Genomic DNA, 20,450 nt, shown 5'->3' on the forward strand with positions numbered 1-20,450 from the left:
GATCAATACCGGAATGACAGCGTGCCCAGGACCGTACGGTCAGTGCCCCAGTAGCAACGGGCGGCATTGTTGCACTCGCCCACATACTGTTTATCGAAGAGATTCTCCACATTGAGCCCTACCCGCCAGTTCGCATCCAAGGCATAGCCGAGGGAAAGGTCAACGAGCGTCACGGCGCGCGTGGCGAGCGTATCGCCGTATGCCAGGCTCGCGTCAGGATAGGCGTTGGAGCTTCCCAGGTAGCGCACGCCCAGCCCTACTTCAGCGCCTTGCATGGGCCCTTGGAGAACCTCATAGTGGGCCCATAGGGAGGCTTTGTGGCGAGGTACGCCAGCCACCTGATTATCCTCATAACGGGGAAACGCCACGTCCTCGACAATACGCGCATCGGTGTAGGTGTATGCGGCGGCAACGCTAAGCGCATCGCTGACATCACTGACCAACTCCAGTTCGATACCATTGGAATCGGTACGCCCCACGTTGCGGTAGCCACCGATGGCGCTGTCGTAGTTGATGTCATTCTTCATCACGATATCGTAGGTCGAGAGCGTAATGGCGGTATCCGAGTCAGGCAGGTCGTAGCGCAGGCCCAACTCGTACTGGCGGCCTGTAATGGGATCTAGCGGCTCGTTGGTGGCGACAGAGATCTGGCGCGCGGGCACAAACGTAGTCGCATAATTCACATAGGGTGATAAACCGGAGTCGAACTGATACATCAAGCCTGCTTGCCAGCTAAACTCCTCATCGGTGACAGAAAAGCCACTTCCGGGTGCCAGATGGTTGTTGTACTCCGTCCTGGCCGAGTCAAAGCGCCCACCCACCTGGGCAATCAAGCCCCCCATTTGGCTATGCAACTGGGAGTAGATACCGGTCAACGCCTGGACGTCCTCACCATCTTCAGAGCGCTGCAGCGTTTGCGGTGATGAACTCCACTGGGGGTTAAAGATATTGATCAGTTGAGGCGTACTGAACCCCACATCCTGGGTCTGAGAAAAAGAGGTTCGATCATAGCCAAACCCGGCGAGCCAGGTGTGCTCAACGGTATCGTTACCAAATTTGCCTACCACGCGGTTATCAATCGCCAAGGTCCTGCTATCGTTATCGCGGTCTCTGCCGTAAGCACCAATGACATCGTCATAGCCATCGCCTGGGTAACTCCACCACACTTCCCGACGATTCACGTGAGAACGCAAGTAACGGGCATTTTGTTGAAAACGCCAATCCTCGTTGAAGGCGTGCTCGTACTCATAGCCTAACGACCAGACTTCCCGCTCGAAGGTGTCCCACTCGGGATGGCCCAGGTTCGTGCGGGAGCTCAGCGTTCCTGAAGGGTGATCGAGCAGGGTCTCCGCCGCTGGCAACCCTAGCTGCAGCTCGGTGTCATCTTGTTGGTACATGCCCAACACGGTCAGCCGGTCTTGATCACTCAGCTCGAAGGTCAACGAGGGGGCGATGTAGGTGCGATCGTCTTGTACGCTATCGATCTGGGTATCCGAGTCGCGATGCAAAAAGACGACTCGGCCCTGTACCGACCCGTCAGCATTCAGCGGGCCAGACACGTCAGCCGAGACCTGGCGGCGGTCATGGCTACCATAACTCAGGTTCACCTCGCCTTGATGATCAGCGGTAGGTCGTTTGCTGACCAAGTTGACCAATCCGCCAGGCACGTTTTCACCGTAAAGCGCCGTGGTGGGCCCTTTGAAGACTTCAACCCGCTCCAGGCCATAGGGCTCTGCCGACGTGGAGTAGGCGTTGGGTTGCACACGCAGGCCATCGCGGAAAGTACCGTAGCCATAATCACGCTGGTTCATACCGCGAATAAAGAAGATATCGCCTGCCAAGCCATCCCCCACCGGGAAGTCACTCGACGAAATACCGGGCACGTAACTCAAGATGTTGCTGAGTGTTCGAGGGTTCTGATCCTCGATGCGTTGACGAGTCACCACGGACACCGTACGCGGCGTGTCCTCGAGCGCGGTATCGGTCTTGGTGGCCGTCAAACTGCGCTGTGCTCGATAGCCATGGTCAGGCCCCACGGCAGAGGGGCTCAACCACTCGGCTTCTACATGAAGCACCGGCAACGCTTCATTACCGGCCTGCTCTACCAGCCGATAACTGCCATCGCTCTGCCGCGCGGCTCCAAGGTGGGTTCCGTACAGCAGCCGCTCAAGCCCCGCCTCGACGCTGTACTGCCCAGACAGCCCAGGGCTCTGGCGCCCTTCGCCCAGTTGGCTGGCACCGCTGATGAATACCCCCGCTTCCGTGGCAAACCGATTGATCACCGTGCTGAGCGGACCAGCGGGGATCTCATAGTCGCGAGCTTGCTGCTGGCTGGTTTGCGCCATGGCCGGCATCGCCAGCAGTGGTGTCACCAACCAGCCCACAGCCGTGAGGTGCACTGCCAGCGCGAGGGCGCGGTGGCGCCTTGGCAACAGACGGGTGACAGTCGACGATGAAGGCAATACAGAGCGCTGATGCGGCATATCGATTCCCCTTGCAGATGATGTTTGACGGCTTATGGAGAGGAATCGAACCAACGCCGAAAAGGGGAACCCTGAACGTGTTTTTATATTGGGCGTACTGTTATTTGTCAGCCGACACCGCCTCGATCTTGACCCAAAAGGGCATGACTCGGTGTACCTTCACGGGTAGCGTCGTTTCGACCATGCTCAGGGTGCGCTCCAGGTCGTCAATGGGGAAGGCACCGAACAGGGTCAGCTCTGCCACCGCTGGATCGACCTCCAGGCGGCCATGATGAAGCCGACTCAGCTCCATGGCGAAGGCTTTCAATGACATGTCTTCCGCCAGCAAGACACCCTGGGCCCAAGCTGCCTGACTCCCCTCGGCAGGCGTGAGCCCGCTAACCTCATGAGCGGAATAGCTGGCCTGATGCCCGGCATCGACCACCTGACGTTGGCCAGCCTGCCCGCCATCGCCAAGGGTCTGAATAGCCACCGCGCCCTCGAACACCGCCAAAAGCTCATCGTCTTGGCGCTGGCGAACGCTGAAACGGGTCCCCAGGGGAGTCAGTCGCGCATGACGGGTATCCATGTATAAAGGGCGCTCGGGGGCATCCCCTGTGTCGATCAGCACCTCGCCTGCCACCAGCTGTAGCCGACGATACCCAGCGGCGTAGTCGACATTCAGCGCCGACGCGCTACTGAGCCATACCTGAGTGCCGTCCTCCAGTTCGATACGGTAAATGTCGCCGGTGGCAGAGCGGTAATCGGCTCTCCAATAGGCTACCCATTGAGGCAACGGCGTCCACTGCCAGGAGAGCCCTGCCAGCACGACCACGACCACCAGGCTGGAAAGCCCGTTCAGCAGATGCCACCGACCTCGGCGCCGATGTCGCGCCGAGCTGATGACTCGGTCGGCGGCCTGCCGCTCTGCATCATCAAGGTGGGCGGTGAAACGCTGGCTGACGCCTTCCACTTGCTGCCAAGCCCAGCGGTGGGTGTCGTTGGCCTCATGCCACTCCTGCCAACGACGATGTGCCATGGCCGACGGCTCCGCTGCTTGCCTCTCGGCAAACCACTCGGCAAACCACTCGGCAGCCTCCGCCAACGCACGACGTTTGGCGGCTTCATCGTCGCGGGCAACCGTCTCCATCTAGAGGCTCGCCTCGAAGCCTGCTTCGATCAACGCGCATTGCAGCATGGCCTGCGCCATATATTTTTTGACCATCCGTTCGGAAACCCCCAGCTCCTCGGCAATCTGCCGATAGGGTTTACCGTGTAGCTGCGAGGCCAGAAAGGCACTGACGACTTTCTCCGGCAGTTGCGCCAGCATACGGTCGATTTCACACAGGGTTTCGATGACGATCTGATGGTGTTCGACGGAGGGCATGTCCACTTCCGCGCGGACGGCCAATGTCTCTCGCCAGGCTCGCTCGATGTCCTGACGGCGCCAATGATCCACGCACAGTCCCTTGGCCATGCGGCTGAGATAGGCTCGGGTGCCATCGAAACTATCGAAATGGCGCGGCGTCTTCAGCAACCGCACAAACGCATCCTGCGCCAAATCGGCCGCCGATTCGCCGCATCCCAGCCGTTGCCTGAGCAACTGCTGCAACCAAGGCTGGTGGTGATGATAGAGCTGGCCCAGTGACTCTCGACAACCCGTATGATAAGCCGAGTGCCCGACGGCGGGAGGGATCGTCATGGTGCTTTCATCCGCTCACTCGGGCCACCGCGTCGCGGCTGGCGGCTGCGCGCTGCTCACCGGAGAGCTCGACGAGCTGCCCGCCGCGCATTTCCAGCAGTCGGTCGGCCTGGTCGAAATAGTGGTCATCGTGGCTGATCACGACCAGCGTTTTGCCCAGCGCCCTGAGCTGCGGCAGTAGCTCGCGGTAGAAGACGCGCCGAAACTGAGGGTCCTGGTCGGCAGCCCACTCGTCCAGCAGCAACACATCGCGCTGTTCGGCTACCGCCAGCAGCATGGCGAGGCGCTTGCGCTGGCCCTGGGAGAGGTTGACGTTGGTGACGCGGTCGCCGTCGAAATCGAGCTTGTTCTGCATAGCCAAGGCGGCCAACCACTGTTCCACCAGGGCCGGGTCGGGTGCCTCGCCCCCTGGCCCCATCAACCGGTCAAACAAGTGCAAGTCTGTGTAAATGGCCGAAAAGTGCTGTCGATAGCGTGTCCAGTCTTGGTCGCGCAGCGGCTTGCCATCGACGCGGACACAGCCACGCTGAGGGTGGTAAAGCCCGGTCAGTAGCCTCGCCAGGGTCGATTTTCCGCTGCCGTTTCCGCCAATCAGAAAGACCACCTCGCCACGCTTCAAGGTCAGATCGATAGGGCCAATGGCAAAGCCCGAGCGCGACTCCTCATCCGGATAGCGGTAGCAGACCTGCTCCAGGGTCAGTTCCTGCCAATCGTGGCGCAGGGCCGTGTGGTCGAAGGTTTCACTGTGCTCGGCCAGCTCCAGACTACGAATCTTTTCAAACGCGACTCGGGCGTTGATCAGCGTCGGGAAAGCGCCTATCGCCTGTATCAGCGGCGCGCGCAGAAACAGCAGAGTCAGCGAAAAGGTGGTGGCCACCTGCACCGATGCCCAGCCAAGGCCATTGGCCAAAAAGAAGGTGATGCCAATCGCCCCTAGCATCATGATGTTGAACCAGTTCACGGCGCTGAGATGATAGGTATCGCCCAGAATGTAATGACGGCGACAATCCTTGGCGTTGGGCGTATAGACATCGCGGTACAGCCATTCGGCGCGGTCGCGGTTGAGCGCCAGCTCTTTGCGCCCCTCGATCACGGCCTGGTAATCCGCGTAGAGACGATCCTGTATCTCGCGCAGCTTGGCCATGTGCCCATAGACTCGCGCCACCAGACGCATACCGATGACCACCGTCACGATCACCCACAATGCGGAGATCCCCAGCATGGCAGGCGAAAGCCACCACAGGTAAAGCGTGGCACCCACCGTCAGCACCCCGCCTTGCACCAGTTCCGGCAAACGTATGAAGGCAACGGTGACCGAGTTCACATCGGTGGAGAGGCTCGCCAGCAGGCGCGCACTGCCGATCTGCTCGGCACGCTCGAGATGGGTATCCAGAATGCGCTTGATCAACTGCCCCCGCAGCCGATAAACGAACTGGTGGCCCAGCGTGGTCAGCGCCAATTGCGATGCCAGGGTTATGAGCAGCAGTAGCGCGATCAACCCCAGAAACTCGGGCAGGATACGCCAGGGATCAACGAAGGAACCCAGCAGCCGCTGATTGATAAACGCGATGACGCCAATGCCCAGGCCCGCACTGGCCAGACTCAGTAGCAACACGGCGACGAAGGGCCAGCGGTAATCACGCCATACGATCTTCAACAGCTCCATCACCATGACTCCTGGGCTTTTTTCATATCACCACCAATAGAGAGGGCAATCACAACCGCCGCAGCCCCCACATGAAATAGGCGCCGCCGATCAAGGACGCCACCAAGCCCGCCGGTATCTCATAGGGAAAAATGATCTGTCGGCCGATCCAATCCGCCAGCACCATCAGCAGCATGCCGATCAACGCAGCCCCCAGCAGGTGCTGCCCCGCCCGAGAGAAACCGACCAGGCGTGCCATGTGCGGCGCCAGCAGGCCAATGAACGACAGCGGCCCGACCACCAGGGTGGCGCAGGCGGTTAACAGCGCCACCAACAGCAGCAGCGCCAAACGGGCACGGTTGAGGGTCACTCCCAGTGCTCTGGCAGTCGGCGCGCCCAAGGGCAAGATATCCAGCCAGCGGGTGAAGGGCAGCGTAATCAACGCCAGCACCGCAGCCACTCCCCCGACCGTCACCGCATGGGTGACATCTACGTAGTAGGTGGAGCCCGCCAGCCAGGCAATGACCTGCTGGCCACGCGGATCGCCCCCCGCCAGCATCACGCTGCGTACCGCATCGAAAAGGGCACTGACGGCCACCCCAGTGAGCAGCAAACGCTCGGGGAGATAACCGCTCTTGCGGTTGATGCCCACGAGCACCAGCAACGTGGCGAAAGCCCCCAGCGTGCCGACCCCCATCAGCATCATGTTGGTGGGCGTGGGTAACAGAAAAATGCCCAGAATCAGCGCGATGGCACAGCCACCGCTGATACCCAGCACTTCCGGGCTGGCCATGGGATTGGCGGAAAGGCGCTGGAGTATCGTCCCGGCAATGGCCAGCATCAACCCGCTGGCAGCGGCCGCCATCACCCGTGGCAAGCGCCACTGCATCACATTCCAGCTCTCTGGCGAGAGCAGGTACCAGCCATCGACACCCTGGCCTACGAGCAGCCCCAGCAGCGTGGCCGCCAAGAGTGCAAAGATCAATCCGGTGACCAAGCGTGACGGCGCAGCATGGCGGCGGGCAACGACGCTCGCCCCTCTGGGCGGCTGATCGCCCTGAAGTTTCAGGCGCGGAATCAGCCACATCAGTAGCGGTGCCCCCAGGGCACCGGTAACCGCCCCGGTGGGAATGAAGGCTGCCCCCATACCACCGAACTGCTGCAGCAGCAGGTCCGTGGTCGCCAGCAGCACGCCCCCCAGCAGCGTCGACCACAACACCCGCGACCCCAATCGGCGCGCCCCGGCCATGCGCACGATATTGGGCGCCGCCAGGCCAATGAAACCAATGATGCCCACCACGCTGACGATGCTGCCGGTAATGAAGACGGCCAGCCCCATCCCCGCAAAGCGCAGATAGGCCAACGAGACACCCAGGCTCTTGGCGCTGGCGTCGTCCAGCTCCAGCACTGCTAGCGGGCGCAGCAAGAACCAGGCAGCAATGCAGCTAATCGCCAACCGAGGCCAGAGCACGGCCACGCCGTCCCAACCGTTTTGCGCCAGCGACCCCGCCCCCCAGATCAGCAGCCCCGACAGCGCCTCGTGGTTGAACAGCAGCAGCGCTGTCGAGAGCGCGCCCAGGTACAAATTGACGACCAGGCCCGCCAACACCACCACGATAGGCGCCAGCCCCCGACGCCAGGAAAGCAGAAAAACCAGCCCCACGGCCAGCGCGCCGCCCAGCAAGGCGACCCACTCACGCCCAGCCACCAACAACCCCGGCGCCAGCAAAGTGGCGGTCATCAGCGCCAGGTTAGCGCCCGATGCCACCCCCAGCGTCGTCGGCGAAGCTAACGGGTTGCGCAGCACTTGCTGCATCAGCACACCCGCCAATCCCAAGCCAGCCCCCGCCAGCAGCGCGACCGACAGGCGCGGCCACCAAGCGTAGTAAAGCAGCAGCTCGTCGACACTCTCGAAAGAAGGCGCCACCAAGGCACGCAGGCCCAAGGTGACTCCGCCTTGGCTTTCCAGTCCGGCCCAAAACAGCACCACCATCGGCAGGCTAAGCAGCAGGCAGGCTTTCGCGGGTGATACTCCTCCCAGACGTTGAGCAACTCGTGCGGTACCTAGCATGGCAAGCCCCCGTTCGTGATGGCCATACCGCTCACCAGACTGGACGTGATAGCCAACACCATCATGGTCTTACCCTTACCTTGGAGGAAAACGAGTGGACGGAACATTGCCGATTTAATCATCGGCGATGATTCTAAATGATAACGATTAGCACTACAATTGTATTATCATGCACAGGAGCCGCCCGGCAAACGCCCCAGGGCTGGCGAGATAGCCCTGGCCGTGTGCCTGCCGTTGTAGAATCAGTGCATCTTTATTTTAAAAATGAGAACCATTAGCACTAGAATAGAACGCTAAGGTCCTACCCATCTTCAGGAGTCATTCATGTTCGAGGTCAAAGGTGCCACCTTTGAAATCAATGGCAAGCAGATCCTTGCACCCATTGAGCACACCTTTCATGAGGGCAAGGTATACGGTCTGATTGGCCATAATGGCTCGGGCAAGTCGACGCTGATCAAACTGTTGGCGCAGCAGCAGCCCGTTACCGAAGGCGATATCCTGTTCGACCATCGCCCGTTGCGTGCCTGGGGCACGCGCGAGTTTGCGCGTCAGGTGGCCTACCTGCCGCAGCATTTGCCCAGCGCTGAAAATCTCACTGGCCGTGAACTGGTCGCCTTTGGCCGCTACCCTTGGCACGGGCTGCTGGGGCGTCACGACCAGCGGGATAAAGCGGCCATCGAGCGCGCCATTACCCTGACGCATACGGAGGCCTTTGCCGACCGCCTGGTAGATACCCTTTCCGGGGGCGAGCGCCAGCGGGTATGGCTAGCCATGCTGATTGCCCAAGGCAGCCGATTTCTATTGCTGGACGAGCCATTGGCAGCCCTGGACATTGCCCACCAGATGGAAGTGCTGGCACTGGTACGCACGCTATGCGACGAACTGAACCTGTGCGTCATCATCGTGCTCCATGACATCAACATGGCTTCGCGCTACTGCGATGAGCTCATGGCTCTGCATAGTGGACAGCTGCTGGCACACGGCGCCCCCGACGTCCTGATGCACGGCGCCACCCTCGAAGCCATCTACGGGCTACCCATGCAGGTGATGCCACACCCCAATGGAGAACACCGGATTGCCGTCGCCCAGTAGGCGCCACTCCACCCCCACAGGAAAAAGAGTCGTTCTCAATCAGTACTTCAACTGATAAGCATTATCGCTTATGCTGACTCTCTTTCCTCGCGCCCCGTTTACGCCTTGGAGTTTGGTCATGCCACTTGCCTTGCGCCAGCCCGACACCGTCACGCCGCCTACCCTGGCCGACTGCTACCAGGGCCCACTTGAGCACTTTACCGTGCCCATGATCGGCGGTGTGCCCCCCCAAGGGGCCATCAAGGCTGCGCGATGGCGTAATGCCGCGCTGCTGGAAGAGGACATGGCACACTTCGCCAGCCGTTACCCAGGTGGCGACCTGCGTGCCATTGCATCGCTCTGGTCGAAGTGGCACTTCAGTACGGTCACCGTCCCCACATTGACGGCACATCTACTGCTTGACCGCGATTTACCCGTAGGGCTGGACGACCTCCATGTGATGCAAAATAATCAGGGGGGCACACAAGGACTCTGGCTTCCGCATGAAGGCGAACGGTTTACCACCTTGGACACCCGCCAACGCTTCGCGACGCTGATAGAGCAACACTGGGCGCCGCTCATCGAGCGCTTGTCAGCCTTGTCAGGAGCGGCTCCCCGCGTCTTCTGGAGCAACGCCGGTGGCTATGTGGATTACTACGTCAATGCCCTCGCTACTCACCCCTTGGTCAAGCCTTCCGCCTTGGCCGCGACCCGGGCACTGCTGGAGTCGCGCACGCTCAACGGCCAACGCAATCCACTCTTCGAGCCAGTACGCACCTACCAGCCCAGCGGCAGCGACGACGTCAAACGTGTGCGCAAACTTTGTTGCCTGCGATACTTGCTGGAGGAGTTCGACGTCTGCAGCAACTGCCCGCTGGAGGGCTGCGACCGCGCGGCGCGCAAGCGCCATTGAGTTCTGGCATCGCAGTGGCGTATTGAGGGAAGATCATCACTTTCTCCCTGAATAGAACGGCCATGGTGGACTACAAATCTCTTCAAGCACTGGCAGCGGTCATGGAAGGCGGCGGATTCGAACGCGCGGGTGAGCTGCTCGGCCTATCCCAATCTGCCGTTTCACAGCGGATCAAAGCGCTGGAGACGCGCCTGGGCCAGCCAGTACTGATACGTCACCCCGAGTTGACTCCTACTCCCGCTGGGCAGCGGCTGCTGACTCACTACCAGCAGGTACGGCTGCTCGAACGCGACCTTCGGCAAACCCTCCCCACCCTGGATCAACAAGCCTCCCGATTGAGAGTCGCCGTCAATGCTGACAGCGTCGGTACCTGGTGGGCCGATGCCGTTGCCCCAATCTGTCTTGCCGAGGGCATCCTGCTGGATCTGGTGATCGAAGATCAGGAAATCGGCTTGAAGCGTCTGAAGGATGGCGATGTGGCGGCCTGCCTGTGTGCAACGCCCACGCCCATGGCAGGCGCGCGCTGCATCAAGGTCGGCGAAATGGTGTACCTGCCGCTGGCCTCGCCCGGCTACGTGGCGCATTTCTTCCCGAATGGCCCAACGGCCACGGCCTTTCAACACGCACCCGCCATCGTGTTTGGCCCACATGACCAGCTGCAGCATCGCTTTCTGGCGCAGTGTGGCTACCACGGGCATTTTCCCTATCACTTGTGCCCCTCTTCCGAAGGCTTCGTGCGGCTTGCCGCAGCAGGCATGGGGTATGGCATGGTCCCTCAGTTACAGGCCGCCACGCTGTTAAAGAGCGGCCAGTTAGTCAGCATTGCGCCAGGCAGCTCACTGACGGTACCGCTGTACTGGCACTTCTGGCGGCACAGTGGCGACCTGCTGCATCGGCTGACCGAAAGACTGAGCCGCTTCACGTTTTAGCACCAATCTTGCTTTACCTTCATGCTTGCATCTTCAAAGCTGGCTACACTCACGTTTGTATCGTTGGAGCACCCGCCGCTAATGCCAAGGCAGAGCACTGGTCGCGGCGTGATTAATTTGCTACTACTGTCATCGGGAAAACCCAGTGACAACGTATAGCGCTCTCCCAGGCCAAGGGAACCCTGCAGCGGCCTGCCGAGAGGAGAAAAAAAAAATCAAAAAAGCGATGCTTATGGGTCATCACGGTTGGGGAAAGCGCCTGCTGGTCATCCTGCTGCTGTACCTGTCGGGTATCAGCTCTCTTGCGGGGGCTGTGCCGACGCTGTCTGTTTCACCGGATCAGGCGTCTTACTCCCTGAATGGCACCACCCGCTTCTGGCACACGCCTGAGTCGTTGACGCTGCGCGAACTGCTGGCACTCGACCCATCTTTCACGCCCGTATCACAGACCTCCGACCTGCATTTTGGCTATACCGCCGAAGAGACCTGGCTGACCACTCGTCTGCACAACGCCTCGCCACGACCAGTACAATGGATGCTCAAGTTCGAGTATCCGTTCATCGACAGGATTGCGCTCTATACGCTGCGCGACCAGTTCAGCGAAGTACAGCTCGGGGGCAGCACTCTGCCCGTGAATGAGCGTGCCCTGGCCTATCGCCAGATCGTCTTTCCCATTCATCTGGAAGGAGGAGAAAGCGTCACGCTGTACCTGCAAGCCAATACCTCCGGCAGCAAGTTCTTGAGCTACAGCCTGATGACCCCTGATGCGTTCCATGCGCAGAACGATCGTTACAACTTCTGGCTGGCCACCTACTTTGGCATGCTGCTCGCCTTGGGGCTTTACAACTTTTTGCTGTTCTTTGGCCTGAAAGAACGGGTCTTTTTGCACTACGCCCTGTTTGCATTCGGCTTCATCCTGGCCATTCTGACCTTCAACGGCCTTGGGACACTGATGTTCTGGAGCTTTCTGGCCGAACAGACACCGCGACTGGTGGCCATTGGTTTTATCTTTGCCTCCGCCATAGCGACGCTGTTTGCCCAGAGCTTTTTGAACATGGCGCACTATACCCCTCGCTGGCATCGCGTCATTTCACTGTTTCGGCTTTACTGCTGGACGGCACTGGCAGCGTCACTGGTGTTACCCATTCCGTGGGCACTGCAGCTGACGGATGTCACGGGGCTGAGCGCATCGCTTTTGCTGCTGGTATGCGGCATCTACGGCAGTTGGCGGCGCGTCCCCAGTGCCCGCCTCTTCGTATTGGCGTGGAGTATCTTCCTGCTGGGTGCGGCGGTATTTGCGCTACGCAACATGGGGGTTCTGCCCGCCAACTTCATTACTTTGCACGGCATTCAAATCGGCTCGGCGCTGGAAATGCTGCTACTGTCGTTTGCCCTGGCCGCCCGCTTCAACAAGCTCAAACGCCAGAAGGCGCAGGCACAGGCCGATACGGTGGCCATGCTCAAAAAGCAGGAGGCCATTCTGGAAGCCAAAGTAGCCTTGCGAACTCAGGCACTGGAACAGCTTGCCAACCATGACATGCTGACGGGCCTGTTGAACCGCAACGGGCTGACACGCTGCGCAGCGGCTGCCTTTGACCAGAGCTATCGCACCCATGAACCGGTGGCACTGATCATGTGCGATCTCGACCGTTTCAAGCCCATCAATGACCAGTACGGCCACGATGCCGGGGATTTCGTGCTGCAACAGGTAGCCAAGCGGCTCGTCCATGCAGCGCGACTGGGGGACCACTGCGCTCGGTTCGGTGGCGATGAATTCATCGTCCTGCTGGAGGGTGGCCAGCAGCCCAACACCCTGGACAGCGTGTGCCAACGCATCGAGCAGTCCATCCGCTCGCCCATCAAGCTGCCCTGCGGGGTCAGTGTCTGCGTCGGTATCAGCCTCGGCGTCAGCGGGCTGCACCACTATCAACGCAGTGACGAGCAGGGCCACGACGCGCTGCTGGAGCGCATGATCCACGAGGCCGACCAGCACATGTACGCCGCCAAGGCACGCACTGACGCTGCCGCTTATCGCTACTCTGCCAGAGGTTAGCCACGCTCAGGCAAACATCAAGAGCCCCGCACATACCGCAGCGCCACCCGCGAAAGGTAAAAAGCGGCTGTGACGGTCTTCCGGCAGCTCTTCTTTCAGCACGTTCAACACCAGCCCACCCGCCACGAAGGCGTACAGCAGGCTGATCAAGGCATCCGTGAGCTGAATGGCATGGCCAATCAGCCAACCCACGAACACCGCTGCCGCCAATACCCAACGGCCTTTCATCAGATAACGCTGACGATGGTGCTGCACCAGCCCGTGGTCGTTGACCAGAAAGTGAAACCCCATGGCCAGGAAGAAGAACAGGGCTTCCGGAATCTGATTGTCGCGGTACACCAGCAGATAACCAATCAGCAGGTTATAAAGCGCAAAGGAGCCAATATGGATCCAGAACACGCCCCGCAGCCTGCCCAATGACACCCGCTTCTGCGGCGTATCACGATGGGAGTAGAGCTTGGCCAACTGCTCCAGGCCATAAAAGACGCCCAATCCCACCAAGGCCGTCAGGTAGGCGTTATGCTCGAGAATGAACAGCGGCCCATGCTCGGTGATGGTGTCTTGAGCGTCGCTCAAGGCAGGGAAGATATGGATAAAGACATAGCCTACCGATACACCGCCCGCGAACGAGAGCCAAGCGCTGCGCGGCAGCGCATTAAGCCGCTGAAGCCGACCAGCGAACAGATGAATGGCCGCCAGTCCCAAAGCGAAAGCAAGCTGCTGGGCCATGGTCATCACGCTCCTTGTGATACGGTGGGAATATGCTTAGTCGAACAGACTCATGCGCTTCATCACGTTGTCGCGCTTGATGCGCCAGTGGAACAGCGCCCCGGCCACATGCAGCGTGATCAGCACTACCAGCGCCCAGCCCACCCGCTCGTGCCACATGAACAGCGTTTGCGAGAGCGCTTCGTGACGCCCCAACAGCCCGGGCAAATGCCACTGGAAGAACTCCACCGGAAAGCCGCCCGTTGCCGTGGCGGCCCAGCCCAACAGCGGCATGACGACCAGCGCTGCATACAGCAGATGATGCACGCTGGTGCTCACCAGACGCTCGAAGGTCGACAGCGGCGGATCATGGTCGGGCACGACGAATGCCAGTCGCGTCACGATACGCAGCGTCATCAGCAGCAAGACAGCAATGCCCAACGTCTTGTGGCTGGTGTACAGCAAGTTGGTCAGCGTGTTGCCCAGCAACGCCAACGTCCGCTCGTAGCCCAGAAAGCCCAGCGTCAGACCAGTGGCCAACCCCAGCAGTACGGCCCCCGCCACCAGCCAATGCAGCACTCGGTGAGGGTAGATATAGTGATCAAGCTCGTGCATTCAAAACTCCCTGCCCCGTCACATCGTTATCATCAGCCCGCCGCCTTTGCGGCACGGCGTTAGATTACTATAGTCCTGGAATAGCGTAAGTCATGGAATTGCGTACCGCTTGTTTCTCACGGCACATCAACCCTCACTGGGCACGGCCAGCTGTTCTCGAATCAGCTCTGCCAACCGCCGGGCAGGTTCGGTGGGCCGATGCGGCGCTCGGTGCAGTGCCAGTTCGATCATCGGCAAGGCAGGCAGCCCGCTGCTTTCGTCCAGCGGGCGCAGCGAGGGGGTCAGCATGCTGCGGGTGACCACCACCACGGCAAGCCCGGCGGTGACGATGGGCGCCAGCCCGGCCATGGACTGGCTGGTATACGCCACGCGCCAGTGGCGCCCTGCGGCCTGAAGCGCCTGTTCCGCTACTTCCCTGAACACATCGGCCCCTGGGGTATAAAGCGCCAAGGGTACCGGGTCGCTGAGCAGCGGTTGTTGATTCACCCCCACGGCCCACACCAGCGGTTCTCGACGAATGACTTCCCCACCCGGTGAATGGCGCTGGCGCGTTACCAGCGCCAGGTCCAGCTCCGCCGTTTTCACCTGCTCGACCAGATGGGCGCTGGTGCCACACTGCACGGTCAGCCCTACGGCGGGATAGAGCTGGTGGAAATAGGCGAAGACCGACGGCAGCAACGACGCATAATCCTCGGGAATCCCCAGCGTCAAATCGCCCGTCACCTGACGGGCCTGCATGTCGCTCCACGCCTCGTCATTGAGGGCCAACAAGTGCCGTGCATGGGCCAGCAGACGCTCTCCTTCCGCCGTAAAGCGCAGCCGCCGCCCATCACGCTCATGCAGTCGCATCTCCAGCTGGGCCTCAAGACGCTGCAACTGCATGCTGACCGTCGATTGGGTGTACGCGAGCCGCGTCGCCGCCGCGGTGACGCTTCCGGTGTCGGCAATGGCCACCAATGTTCGCAGTAGCGTCAGGTCAAACGTGGGCGCACGCATACATCACCATCCTTGATGAAAACCATCATAAAAGATCGTTACCTTGATGAATGAGCCGTGAGTATGCTGCGCACAAGAGGTCAATTTCAAGGTTCAAGGAGACGCGTGATGCAGCCCCTTCACTCCCCGGTCGTGGTTTCCCCCAAATACAGTGTTGCCGCCGCGCTGGTGGCTGTCGCGCTATGGAGCATTGCCCCGTTACTGGCGGAGCTGGCGCGCACGGTCGCTCCGCTGCAACTCACTGCTCTGACCCTGCTGGCAGGCGCGCTAGCCACCCTGCCCTTGAGCCGTAAGGTGCCGCTGAGCCACTGCACGTGGCGCTGGCAGGCCGGTATCTGGCTGGGCGTTCCACTACTGATCGTCGGGGCGGTAAGCAGTTACTTCATCGGCATGCGTTGGGCCCCAGCGGCAGAAGCCGCCTTGATTACCTATACCTGGCCGGTGCTGTTCGTCCTGTTGAGCCAGTGGTACCGCACGGGCCGCTTGACGTTGGCCAGCGTGTCGGGAGCGTTGATCGCCTTCATGGGGGCCGCGCTACTGCTGGTGCCACAAGCACTGGGTAGCGGTGTTGGCGGGGCAGCACCAGGTTACGCCTTGGCACTGCTCGCCGCCTGCTGCTGGGCACTCTACTCCTGGACAGGCCAGGCAGCGCCGGTCTCGCTGACGCCGCTACTGCCCCGCCTGCTGTTGATTGCCTGCGCCATGACCTTTGCCGCCAGCATGCTGCTGGAAGGGCCCACGGCGCTGCCCCAGCAAGAAGCCCTGCTTGCAGGCATTGCCCTGGGCCTCGGGCCTTACGGCATCGCCATGGTGGCCTGGGATAGAGCGGTGCGCTTCGGCCATGCCAGCCTGGTAGGCAGCCTGGCCTATGGGGTGCCCATTCTGGCGGCCCTGTTACTGGTCATGGCAGGCGTCAGCGTGTTGGACTGGCGGCTGCCCAGCGCCGCCCTGCTGGTGGTGGTCGGCTGTTTGAAAGCAGGCCGCTAGCAGCCTTTACTCTGCGCCGATAAAACGCGGCTTGGCCACGCCGTCGAGGGCTTCAACGGGGATCGTCAAGGTGGGCTGACCCACGGCGTAAGGCGCGATGTCGTATACGTTGTACTTGACCTCCCATGCCTCCTCCAGCGGAGCAATGTTGCGGCTGGGGGATAACGGCCAGTTCTCCAGGAACTGTTCATCCTGCCCCATGTCGCTTGCCCAGCGCTGGTGAGCCTCCGTCAGTAACGCATCGAAGGCCGCCTCCTGCCCATCCAGCAGCATATCCTCGGCTTCGACCACTGCTCGGCGGCGCTCATCGATCACCATGAACGCCGTCATGGGCAGCCCATGGGCCTGCCCGGCATGGTAGACGTAGCTGTTCAGCTCCAACACCAGCAGGTCGTCGTGATGGGCATGAACCGTGGCTTCGAGCATGGCCTCACTGGTCATTTCCGGGGGCGTCAAGCGGTTGCCCTCTTCGGCCAGTTCGAAAAAGTGCTGGGCATACGCCTCCCAGGAAGCGGCAGGCTCGGCCTGCTCTTCGGTGATCCCCATGCCCAGGGTCAGCAGACGCTCCTGCAACTGCTGCGTCAGTGCTTCATCCTGGGGGAACTCCAGTGCTGAAATACGCACCGTCGAGCAGCGCTCCCCCTCACAGCCGGGCGCCACGAACTGCTGCTCTACGGCCAGTGTGGCCAATGCCAGCGGCTCCTCCTGAGGTTGCTGCGAGGTGTGGCAACCGGTTAGCCATACACTGCTGGCCATCAACGTGCCCACGCTCATGACCGATGTCAGACGTACCATATCAACCTCCTTGTAAATGCGATGCTGCCCATACCAGCATAAAAAAATGCCCCTGCACAGAGCAGGGGCATGATCACCGCGTTACCTACTGGCCCACTCAGGTGTCAGGCTGCATTTCCGTAGGCTCTGCGCTTACCTCCAGCTCGAACATGCCGCTTCCGCTGGCGCTGAAACCACGGGCACTCACAGTGTAAGTACCCGGTAGCAGCGCCTGCTCCAGCAGGGCGTTGGTTCCCTGACCGCCGTCGTCGTCACTGTAGGAGACACCTTCGCCATACAGTTCGAGATAGGTATCGAAGTCAGTGGAGTTCATCGCCAGCGTTACCCGCGAACTCTCCGTCAAGGTTAGCTGATAGGTCAACGGTTCGCCGCTGTACCAGCCATTGATGGTTTCATCGGGGGTCAATTCGCCCTCGTTGCGCAGCTCTACGTCTTCTGGCAACTCACGTGTTGCCACTGACAGGGTAAACAGGCCGCTGTCGGTACCGTACGCCGTGCGGGCCGTGATCTGATAGCTGCCCGGTGCCAGGAAATCGGCAATACGGGCGTCCAGATTACCGGCACTGTCGTCGTCTTCACGGTAATAGCCGTTGGCACCTTCCAGCACGAGATAAGCATCCACATCGCTGGAATTCATCTCGATCTGGTACATGCCGGCTTCTTCGATCTCGAGCTCGTAGCTCAAGGGCTGCCCGCTGAACCAGCCATTCAACGACTCACCCGACTGAATGGCACCGTCATTGCGCAGGTCGCCATCGCCCGGAAGCTCACGCGGTTCTGCCGCCAAGGTGAACAGGCCGCTGCCATCACCAAAAGCGCTTCTTGCGGTCACCGTGTAATCGCCCGGCTCCAGAAAATCGGCAATGCGGGCATTCAGGTTACCGGCGCTGTCATCGTCTTCCCGGTAATAGCCGTTGGGGCCACGTAGCTCCAGATAGGCGTCGAATTCATCGGCACGCATCTCGATCTGGTACATGCCCGCCTCTTCGACGGTCAACGTGACTTCGCGGGGGGTGCTCTCCAGCCAGCTATCCATGGGCGTGCCCACCGCCAATGTGTCGGAGTCGCTCAGTTCGATGGTGCGAGCTTCGACACTGAAGGGGCCATAGCTCTGGGCATTGGCTCCGCTGACCACGACCATGTAGTCGCCGCTCTCTTTCACCCGATAACGCACGGTATCGGCACTGGAGAGCAGCTCCAGCTGATCATCGTACAGCGCCACGATGCCTTGCAAGGCACCGCGCAGCGACACCTCCACCAGCGCATCTTCATCCAGCTGGATGACGTAGCGGGTAAAGCGGCTACCGTCGTTACCGTTCAGCTCATTGGCAGAGGTGATTTCGCCTCGGCCACGCTCGCCAAGCGCCAGGGTCTCCAACCCTTCGAACCTGGAGCCTGAATCACTGGCAACCTCATCCAAAACTTCCACCGTGTCCGGTGTGGAGGGGGTTTGAGAGAGAGACTGTGCTGCGAAGTAACCCACCGCAACGCCGCCCACGGCGACCAGCAGCAGAGTAACAGGAGAGGATTTGGCCATAGGTGCATCCTTGATCGTAGGCAAAAACGCCGATATAGCGTCATCGGATTATAAGGCGCTTCGATCCATTAAAGTGAGCGTTTCAATAAAAATAACCCACGCTTTTGACGCTCGTTTCCACCTTGCACCGCCTCCGTTAACTTACTGAAACACAAAGGCATAATGATTCGTTACAAAAAACGCAATTATGGAGCTATTTGCACCGATCTTCTTAAAGCTTGCCGACTCGCCATACGCGGGCTACTATCACCTGGCCAATTTGGCGCCTCATCGATGAAAGCGGAGTCCGCGACACGAACCTCTGAGGTACTCCAATGGGAGCCCTAAAACACCTGGTACGAACGAGTTGCCTGGCCACACTGCTGGTATTTTCTACCGCTCACCAAGCAGTTGCCAGTCAATCAGCAGTAAACCTGGAGCTAGAAGAAGGCGTTGCGTCTTTCTACAGTGACCGCTTCCAGGGAGCCCTTACCGCTAGCGGTGAAACCTTTGATCAGCAAGCCCTCACGGCGGCTCACCCAAGCCTCCCGTTCGGTACCAAAGTGCTGGTCACTCGCCCCGATACAGGGCAGGAAGTAGAAGTGATGATCAATGATCGTGGTCCCTTCGTTCAGGGACGAGTCATCGATCTTTCAAAGCGAGCGGCGCGCGCACTAGGCATGGTACGCCGAGGCACCGCCCCAGTGATGATCACTCTGGTAGATTAACGGATAACACACCCGCGAGCGTGTGCTACCCCTTAAACGATCAGCGTTGCCATGCAACCTGCTGACTAAAAGCGGCCCCCAGCGGGGCCGCTTTTTTATGGCCTAATGAACCTGAAAGCAGGCTAATGGTCTTTATGAGGCAAGGATTACCGCATTCCCTGACAGCAGGAGGCTATGATGATTTCTCGTTTCTACACGCTCACGACCTACCCCGCAGGTCTACCCGACCTCTCTACGTTCGCGCTGGAAAGTGCCGAGCTGCCGGAACTGGAAGAGGGCGAGGTTCGCATCCAGAATCGCTGGCTATCGGTCGACCCTTACATGCGCGGCAGAATGACGGGCATGCGCACTTACATTGCCCCTTTCGAGCTGGGCAAGCCCATGGAAGGCGGCGCCATTGGTGAGGTCATCGCGTCGAGGCATCCCGATATCAAGGAAGGCCAGCGCGTCAGCCACATGGGCGGCTGGCGAGACATTGCCCAACTGCCGGGCGAAAGCGTCACCCCGCTGCCGGAAGGCGACGCCCCCGAGCAAGCCTATCTGGGCGTGCTGGGCATGCCGGGCATGACCGCCTGGACAGGCCTGAACCTGATTGCCGAATGCAAACCCAGCGATAACGTGCTGGTCAGTGCCGCCAGCGGTGCCGTGGGGTCACTGGCGGTACAGCTGGCCAAGGCCAAGGGGTGCCATGTGGTGGGCATTGCCGGGGCGGCCCACAAGCTGGCCTGGCTGGAGTCCATCGGCGTCGAGCCAGTCACCTATCAGGACCGCACTGCGCAGGAGCTCAGCGACGCCATCAAGCTTGCCAGCCCGAACGGCATCGATGTCTATTTCGAAAACGTGGGGGGCATCTGCCTGGAAGCCGCGTTGGCTCAGCTCAACGAAGGGGCGCGTATCGCCGTCTGCGGCATGATCGAAGGCTACAATGCCGAGGCACCTGCGCCTGGCCCCCGCAACCTGTCACAACTGGTGGTCCGCAAGGCCAGGATGCAAGGCTTCATCGTGGCGGATCACTGGGCCAGCTATCGCTACTTCCTGAATGAAGTGACGCCTCAGGTGGCCGATGGTCGCATCGTCTACCAGGAGACCATCAAGGAAGGCCTGGAAAGTACCCCGGAGGCGTTTCTGGCACTCTTCTCAGGCGCCAACACGGGCAAGATGCTGGTGAAGCTGTAACTCACCAAGCTTCGCTACCACCCCCTCTTATGCTCAGGGGGCAGCCCAGGCTGCCCCCTGCTATCTACAGCGCTATCGTGTTG

17 protein-coding genes are annotated in these 20,450 nt (G+C 60.4%); 7 read left to right on the forward strand and 10 right to left on the reverse strand.

The features are described from left to right. Window positions 1-2: 2 nt before the first annotated feature. From LG409_RS13985 to fhuB, 5 genes are all read right to left on the reverse strand, one after another. Window positions 3-2,483 (reverse strand): TonB-dependent siderophore receptor, encoded by a 2,481-nt coding sequence (locus tag LG409_RS13985; protein ID WP_227406932.1) that lies wholly within the window; start codon window positions 2,481-2,483, stop codon window positions 3-5. Between the two features lie 100 nt (window positions 2,484-2,583). Then, window positions 2,584-3,612: a FecR domain-containing protein gene (locus LG409_RS13990; RefSeq protein WP_227406933.1), complete on the reverse strand. Its 1,029-nt coding sequence runs from the start codon at window positions 3,610-3,612 to the stop codon at window positions 2,584-2,586. After that, window positions 3,613-4,164, reverse strand: a complete 552-nt coding sequence (locus tag LG409_RS13995; RefSeq protein ID WP_096922417.1) for a sigma-70 family RNA polymerase sigma factor — start codon at window positions 4,162-4,164, stop codon at window positions 3,613-3,615. It lies immediately after the preceding gene. A gap of 7 nt (window positions 4,165-4,171) precedes the next feature. Then, window positions 4,172-5,830 (reverse strand): multidrug ABC transporter permease/ATP-binding protein, encoded by a 1,659-nt coding sequence (locus tag LG409_RS14000; RefSeq protein ID WP_227406934.1) that lies wholly within the window; start codon window positions 5,828-5,830, stop codon window positions 4,172-4,174. 49 nt (window positions 5,831-5,879) lie between these two features. Next, the gene (fhuB, locus tag LG409_RS14005) at window positions 5,880-7,880 is read right to left on the reverse strand and encodes a Fe(3+)-hydroxamate ABC transporter permease FhuB (protein ID WP_227406935.1); all 2,001 of its coding nucleotides are present in this window, start codon (window positions 7,878-7,880) and stop codon (window positions 5,880-5,882) included. Window positions 7,881-8,204: 324 nt separating this feature from the next. Between fhuB and LG409_RS14010 the strand changes: the two genes are divergently transcribed. The 4 genes from LG409_RS14010 (at window position 8,205) to LG409_RS14025 (ending at window position 12,846) form a co-directional block, all read left to right on the forward strand. Then, window positions 8,205-8,972, forward strand: a complete 768-nt coding sequence (locus LG409_RS14010) for an ATP-binding cassette domain-containing protein (RefSeq protein WP_144982002.1) — start codon at window positions 8,205-8,207, stop codon at window positions 8,970-8,972. A 118-nt stretch (window positions 8,973-9,090) separates the two neighbouring features. Continuing rightward, complete coding sequence (gene fhuF, locus LG409_RS14015) at window positions 9,091-9,864, forward strand: siderophore-iron reductase FhuF (protein WP_227406936.1); 774 nt, start codon at window positions 9,091-9,093, stop codon at window positions 9,862-9,864. Between the two features lie 62 nt (window positions 9,865-9,926). Next, window positions 9,927-10,793 carry a LysR family transcriptional regulator ArgP gene (locus tag LG409_RS14020; RefSeq protein WP_227406937.1) on the forward strand — a complete coding sequence of 289 codons (867 nt, stop codon included), beginning with the start codon at window positions 9,927-9,929 and terminating at the stop codon, window positions 10,791-10,793. Window positions 10,794-11,025: 232 nt separating this feature from the next. Then, window positions 11,026-12,846: a diguanylate cyclase gene (locus LG409_RS14025; protein ID WP_227406938.1), complete on the forward strand. Its 1,821-nt coding sequence runs from the start codon at window positions 11,026-11,028 to the stop codon at window positions 12,844-12,846. A 6-nt stretch (window positions 12,847-12,852) separates the two neighbouring features. On the opposite strand, the gene LG409_RS14030 is transcribed toward LG409_RS14025, so the two are convergent. The 3 genes from LG409_RS14030 to LG409_RS14040 form a co-directional block, all read right to left on the reverse strand. After that, entirely contained in the window at window positions 12,853-13,575 is a 723-nt protein-coding gene (locus tag LG409_RS14030; protein WP_227406939.1) for a hypothetical protein, read from the reverse strand. A 36-nt stretch (window positions 13,576-13,611) separates the two neighbouring features. Beyond that, window positions 13,612-14,169 carry a cytochrome b gene (locus LG409_RS14035; RefSeq protein WP_039176917.1) on the reverse strand — a complete coding sequence of 186 codons (558 nt, stop codon included), beginning with the start codon at window positions 14,167-14,169 and terminating at the stop codon, window positions 13,612-13,614. 126 nt (window positions 14,170-14,295) lie between these two features. Continuing rightward, on the reverse strand, window positions 14,296-15,165 hold the full coding sequence (locus LG409_RS14040) for a LysR substrate-binding domain-containing protein (protein WP_039176919.1): 870 nt from the start codon (window positions 15,163-15,165) through the stop codon (window positions 14,296-14,298). A gap of 108 nt (window positions 15,166-15,273) precedes the next feature. Here LG409_RS14040 and LG409_RS14045 point away from each other — a divergent pair, with 108 nt between their 5' ends. Further along, the gene (locus tag LG409_RS14045) at window positions 15,274-16,152 is read left to right on the forward strand and encodes a DMT family transporter (RefSeq protein WP_227406940.1); all 879 of its coding nucleotides are present in this window, start codon (window positions 15,274-15,276) and stop codon (window positions 16,150-16,152) included. Window positions 16,153-16,158: 6 nt separating this feature from the next. Here LG409_RS14045 and LG409_RS14050 read toward each other — a convergent pair whose 3' ends face one another. Both LG409_RS14050 and LG409_RS14055 read right to left on the reverse strand, forming a co-directional pair. Next, complete coding sequence (locus tag LG409_RS14050) at window positions 16,159-16,947, reverse strand: RsiV family protein (RefSeq protein WP_227406941.1); 789 nt, start codon at window positions 16,945-16,947, stop codon at window positions 16,159-16,161. Between the two features lie 97 nt (window positions 16,948-17,044). Further along, window positions 17,045-18,484: a hypothetical protein gene (locus LG409_RS14055; protein ID WP_189463805.1), complete on the reverse strand. Its 1,440-nt coding sequence runs from the start codon at window positions 18,482-18,484 to the stop codon at window positions 17,045-17,047. 314 nt (window positions 18,485-18,798) lie between these two features. Here LG409_RS14055 and LG409_RS14060 point away from each other — a divergent pair, with 314 nt between their 5' ends. Both LG409_RS14060 and LG409_RS14065 read left to right on the forward strand, forming a co-directional pair. Then, complete coding sequence (locus LG409_RS14060) at window positions 18,799-19,191, forward strand: septal ring lytic transglycosylase RlpA family protein (protein ID WP_039176927.1); 393 nt, start codon at window positions 18,799-18,801, stop codon at window positions 19,189-19,191. A 177-nt stretch (window positions 19,192-19,368) separates the two neighbouring features. After that, a complete protein-coding gene (locus LG409_RS14065; protein WP_193460985.1) occupies window positions 19,369-20,367 on the forward strand; it encodes an NADP-dependent oxidoreductase in 999 nt (332 codons plus the stop codon). The last annotated feature ends 83 nt before the right edge of the window (window positions 20,368-20,450 follow it).

The organism is Halomonas sp. NyZ770, from assembly GCF_020616575.1.
GTDB classification, from domain to species: Bacteria; Pseudomonadota; Gammaproteobacteria; order Pseudomonadales; family Halomonadaceae; genus Vreelandella; species Vreelandella hamiltonii.

What these genes read in the sequence shown, in the direction of transcription:
- LG409_RS14025 (WP_227406938.1), top strand. Translation starts at nt 11,026, where the DNA reads ATGGGTCATCACGGTTGGGGAAAGCGCCTGCTGGTCATCCTGCTGCTG.
- LG409_RS14020 (WP_227406937.1), top strand. Translation starts at nt 9,927, where the DNA reads ATGGTGGACTACAAATCTCTTCAAGCACTGGCAGCGGTCATGGAAGGC.
- LG409_RS14050 (WP_227406941.1), bottom strand. Translation starts at nt 16,947, where the DNA reads ATGGTACGTCTGACATCGGTCATGAGCGTGGGCACGTTGATGGCCAGC.
- LG409_RS14035 (WP_039176917.1), bottom strand. Translation starts at nt 14,169, where the DNA reads ATGCACGAGCTTGATCACTATATCTACCCTCACCGAGTGCTGCATTGG.
- LG409_RS13990 (WP_227406933.1), bottom strand. Translation starts at nt 3,612, where the DNA reads ATGGAGACGGTTGCCCGCGACGATGAAGCCGCCAAACGTCGTGCGTTG.
- LG409_RS14000 (WP_227406934.1), bottom strand. Translation starts at nt 5,830, where the DNA reads ATGGAGCTGTTGAAGATCGTATGGCGTGATTACCGCTGGCCCTTCGTC.
- LG409_RS14065 (WP_193460985.1), top strand. Translation starts at nt 19,369, where the DNA reads ATGATTTCTCGTTTCTACACGCTCACGACCTACCCCGCAGGTCTACCC.
- LG409_RS13995 (WP_096922417.1), bottom strand. Translation starts at nt 4,164, where the DNA reads ATGACGATCCCTCCCGCCGTCGGGCACTCGGCTTATCATACGGGTTGT.
- LG409_RS14045 (WP_227406940.1), top strand. Translation starts at nt 15,274, where the DNA reads ATGCAGCCCCTTCACTCCCCGGTCGTGGTTTCCCCCAAATACAGTGTT.
- LG409_RS14030 (WP_227406939.1), bottom strand. Translation starts at nt 13,575, where the DNA reads ATGGCCCAGCAGCTTGCTTTCGCTTTGGGACTGGCGGCCATTCATCTG.
- LG409_RS14010 (WP_144982002.1), top strand. Translation starts at nt 8,205, where the DNA reads ATGTTCGAGGTCAAAGGTGCCACCTTTGAAATCAATGGCAAGCAGATC.
- fhuF (WP_227406936.1), top strand. Translation starts at nt 9,091, where the DNA reads ATGCCACTTGCCTTGCGCCAGCCCGACACCGTCACGCCGCCTACCCTG.
- LG409_RS13985 (WP_227406932.1), bottom strand. Translation starts at nt 2,483, where the DNA reads ATGCCGCATCAGCGCTCTGTATTGCCTTCATCGTCGACTGTCACCCGT.
- LG409_RS14040 (WP_039176919.1), bottom strand. Translation starts at nt 15,165, where the DNA reads ATGCGTGCGCCCACGTTTGACCTGACGCTACTGCGAACATTGGTGGCC.
- fhuB (WP_227406935.1), bottom strand. Translation starts at nt 7,880, where the DNA reads ATGCTAGGTACCGCACGAGTTGCTCAACGTCTGGGAGGAGTATCACCC.
- LG409_RS14055 (WP_189463805.1), bottom strand. Translation starts at nt 18,484, where the DNA reads ATGGCCAAATCCTCTCCTGTTACTCTGCTGCTGGTCGCCGTGGGCGGC.
- LG409_RS14060 (WP_039176927.1), top strand. Translation starts at nt 18,799, where the DNA reads ATGGGAGCCCTAAAACACCTGGTACGAACGAGTTGCCTGGCCACACTG.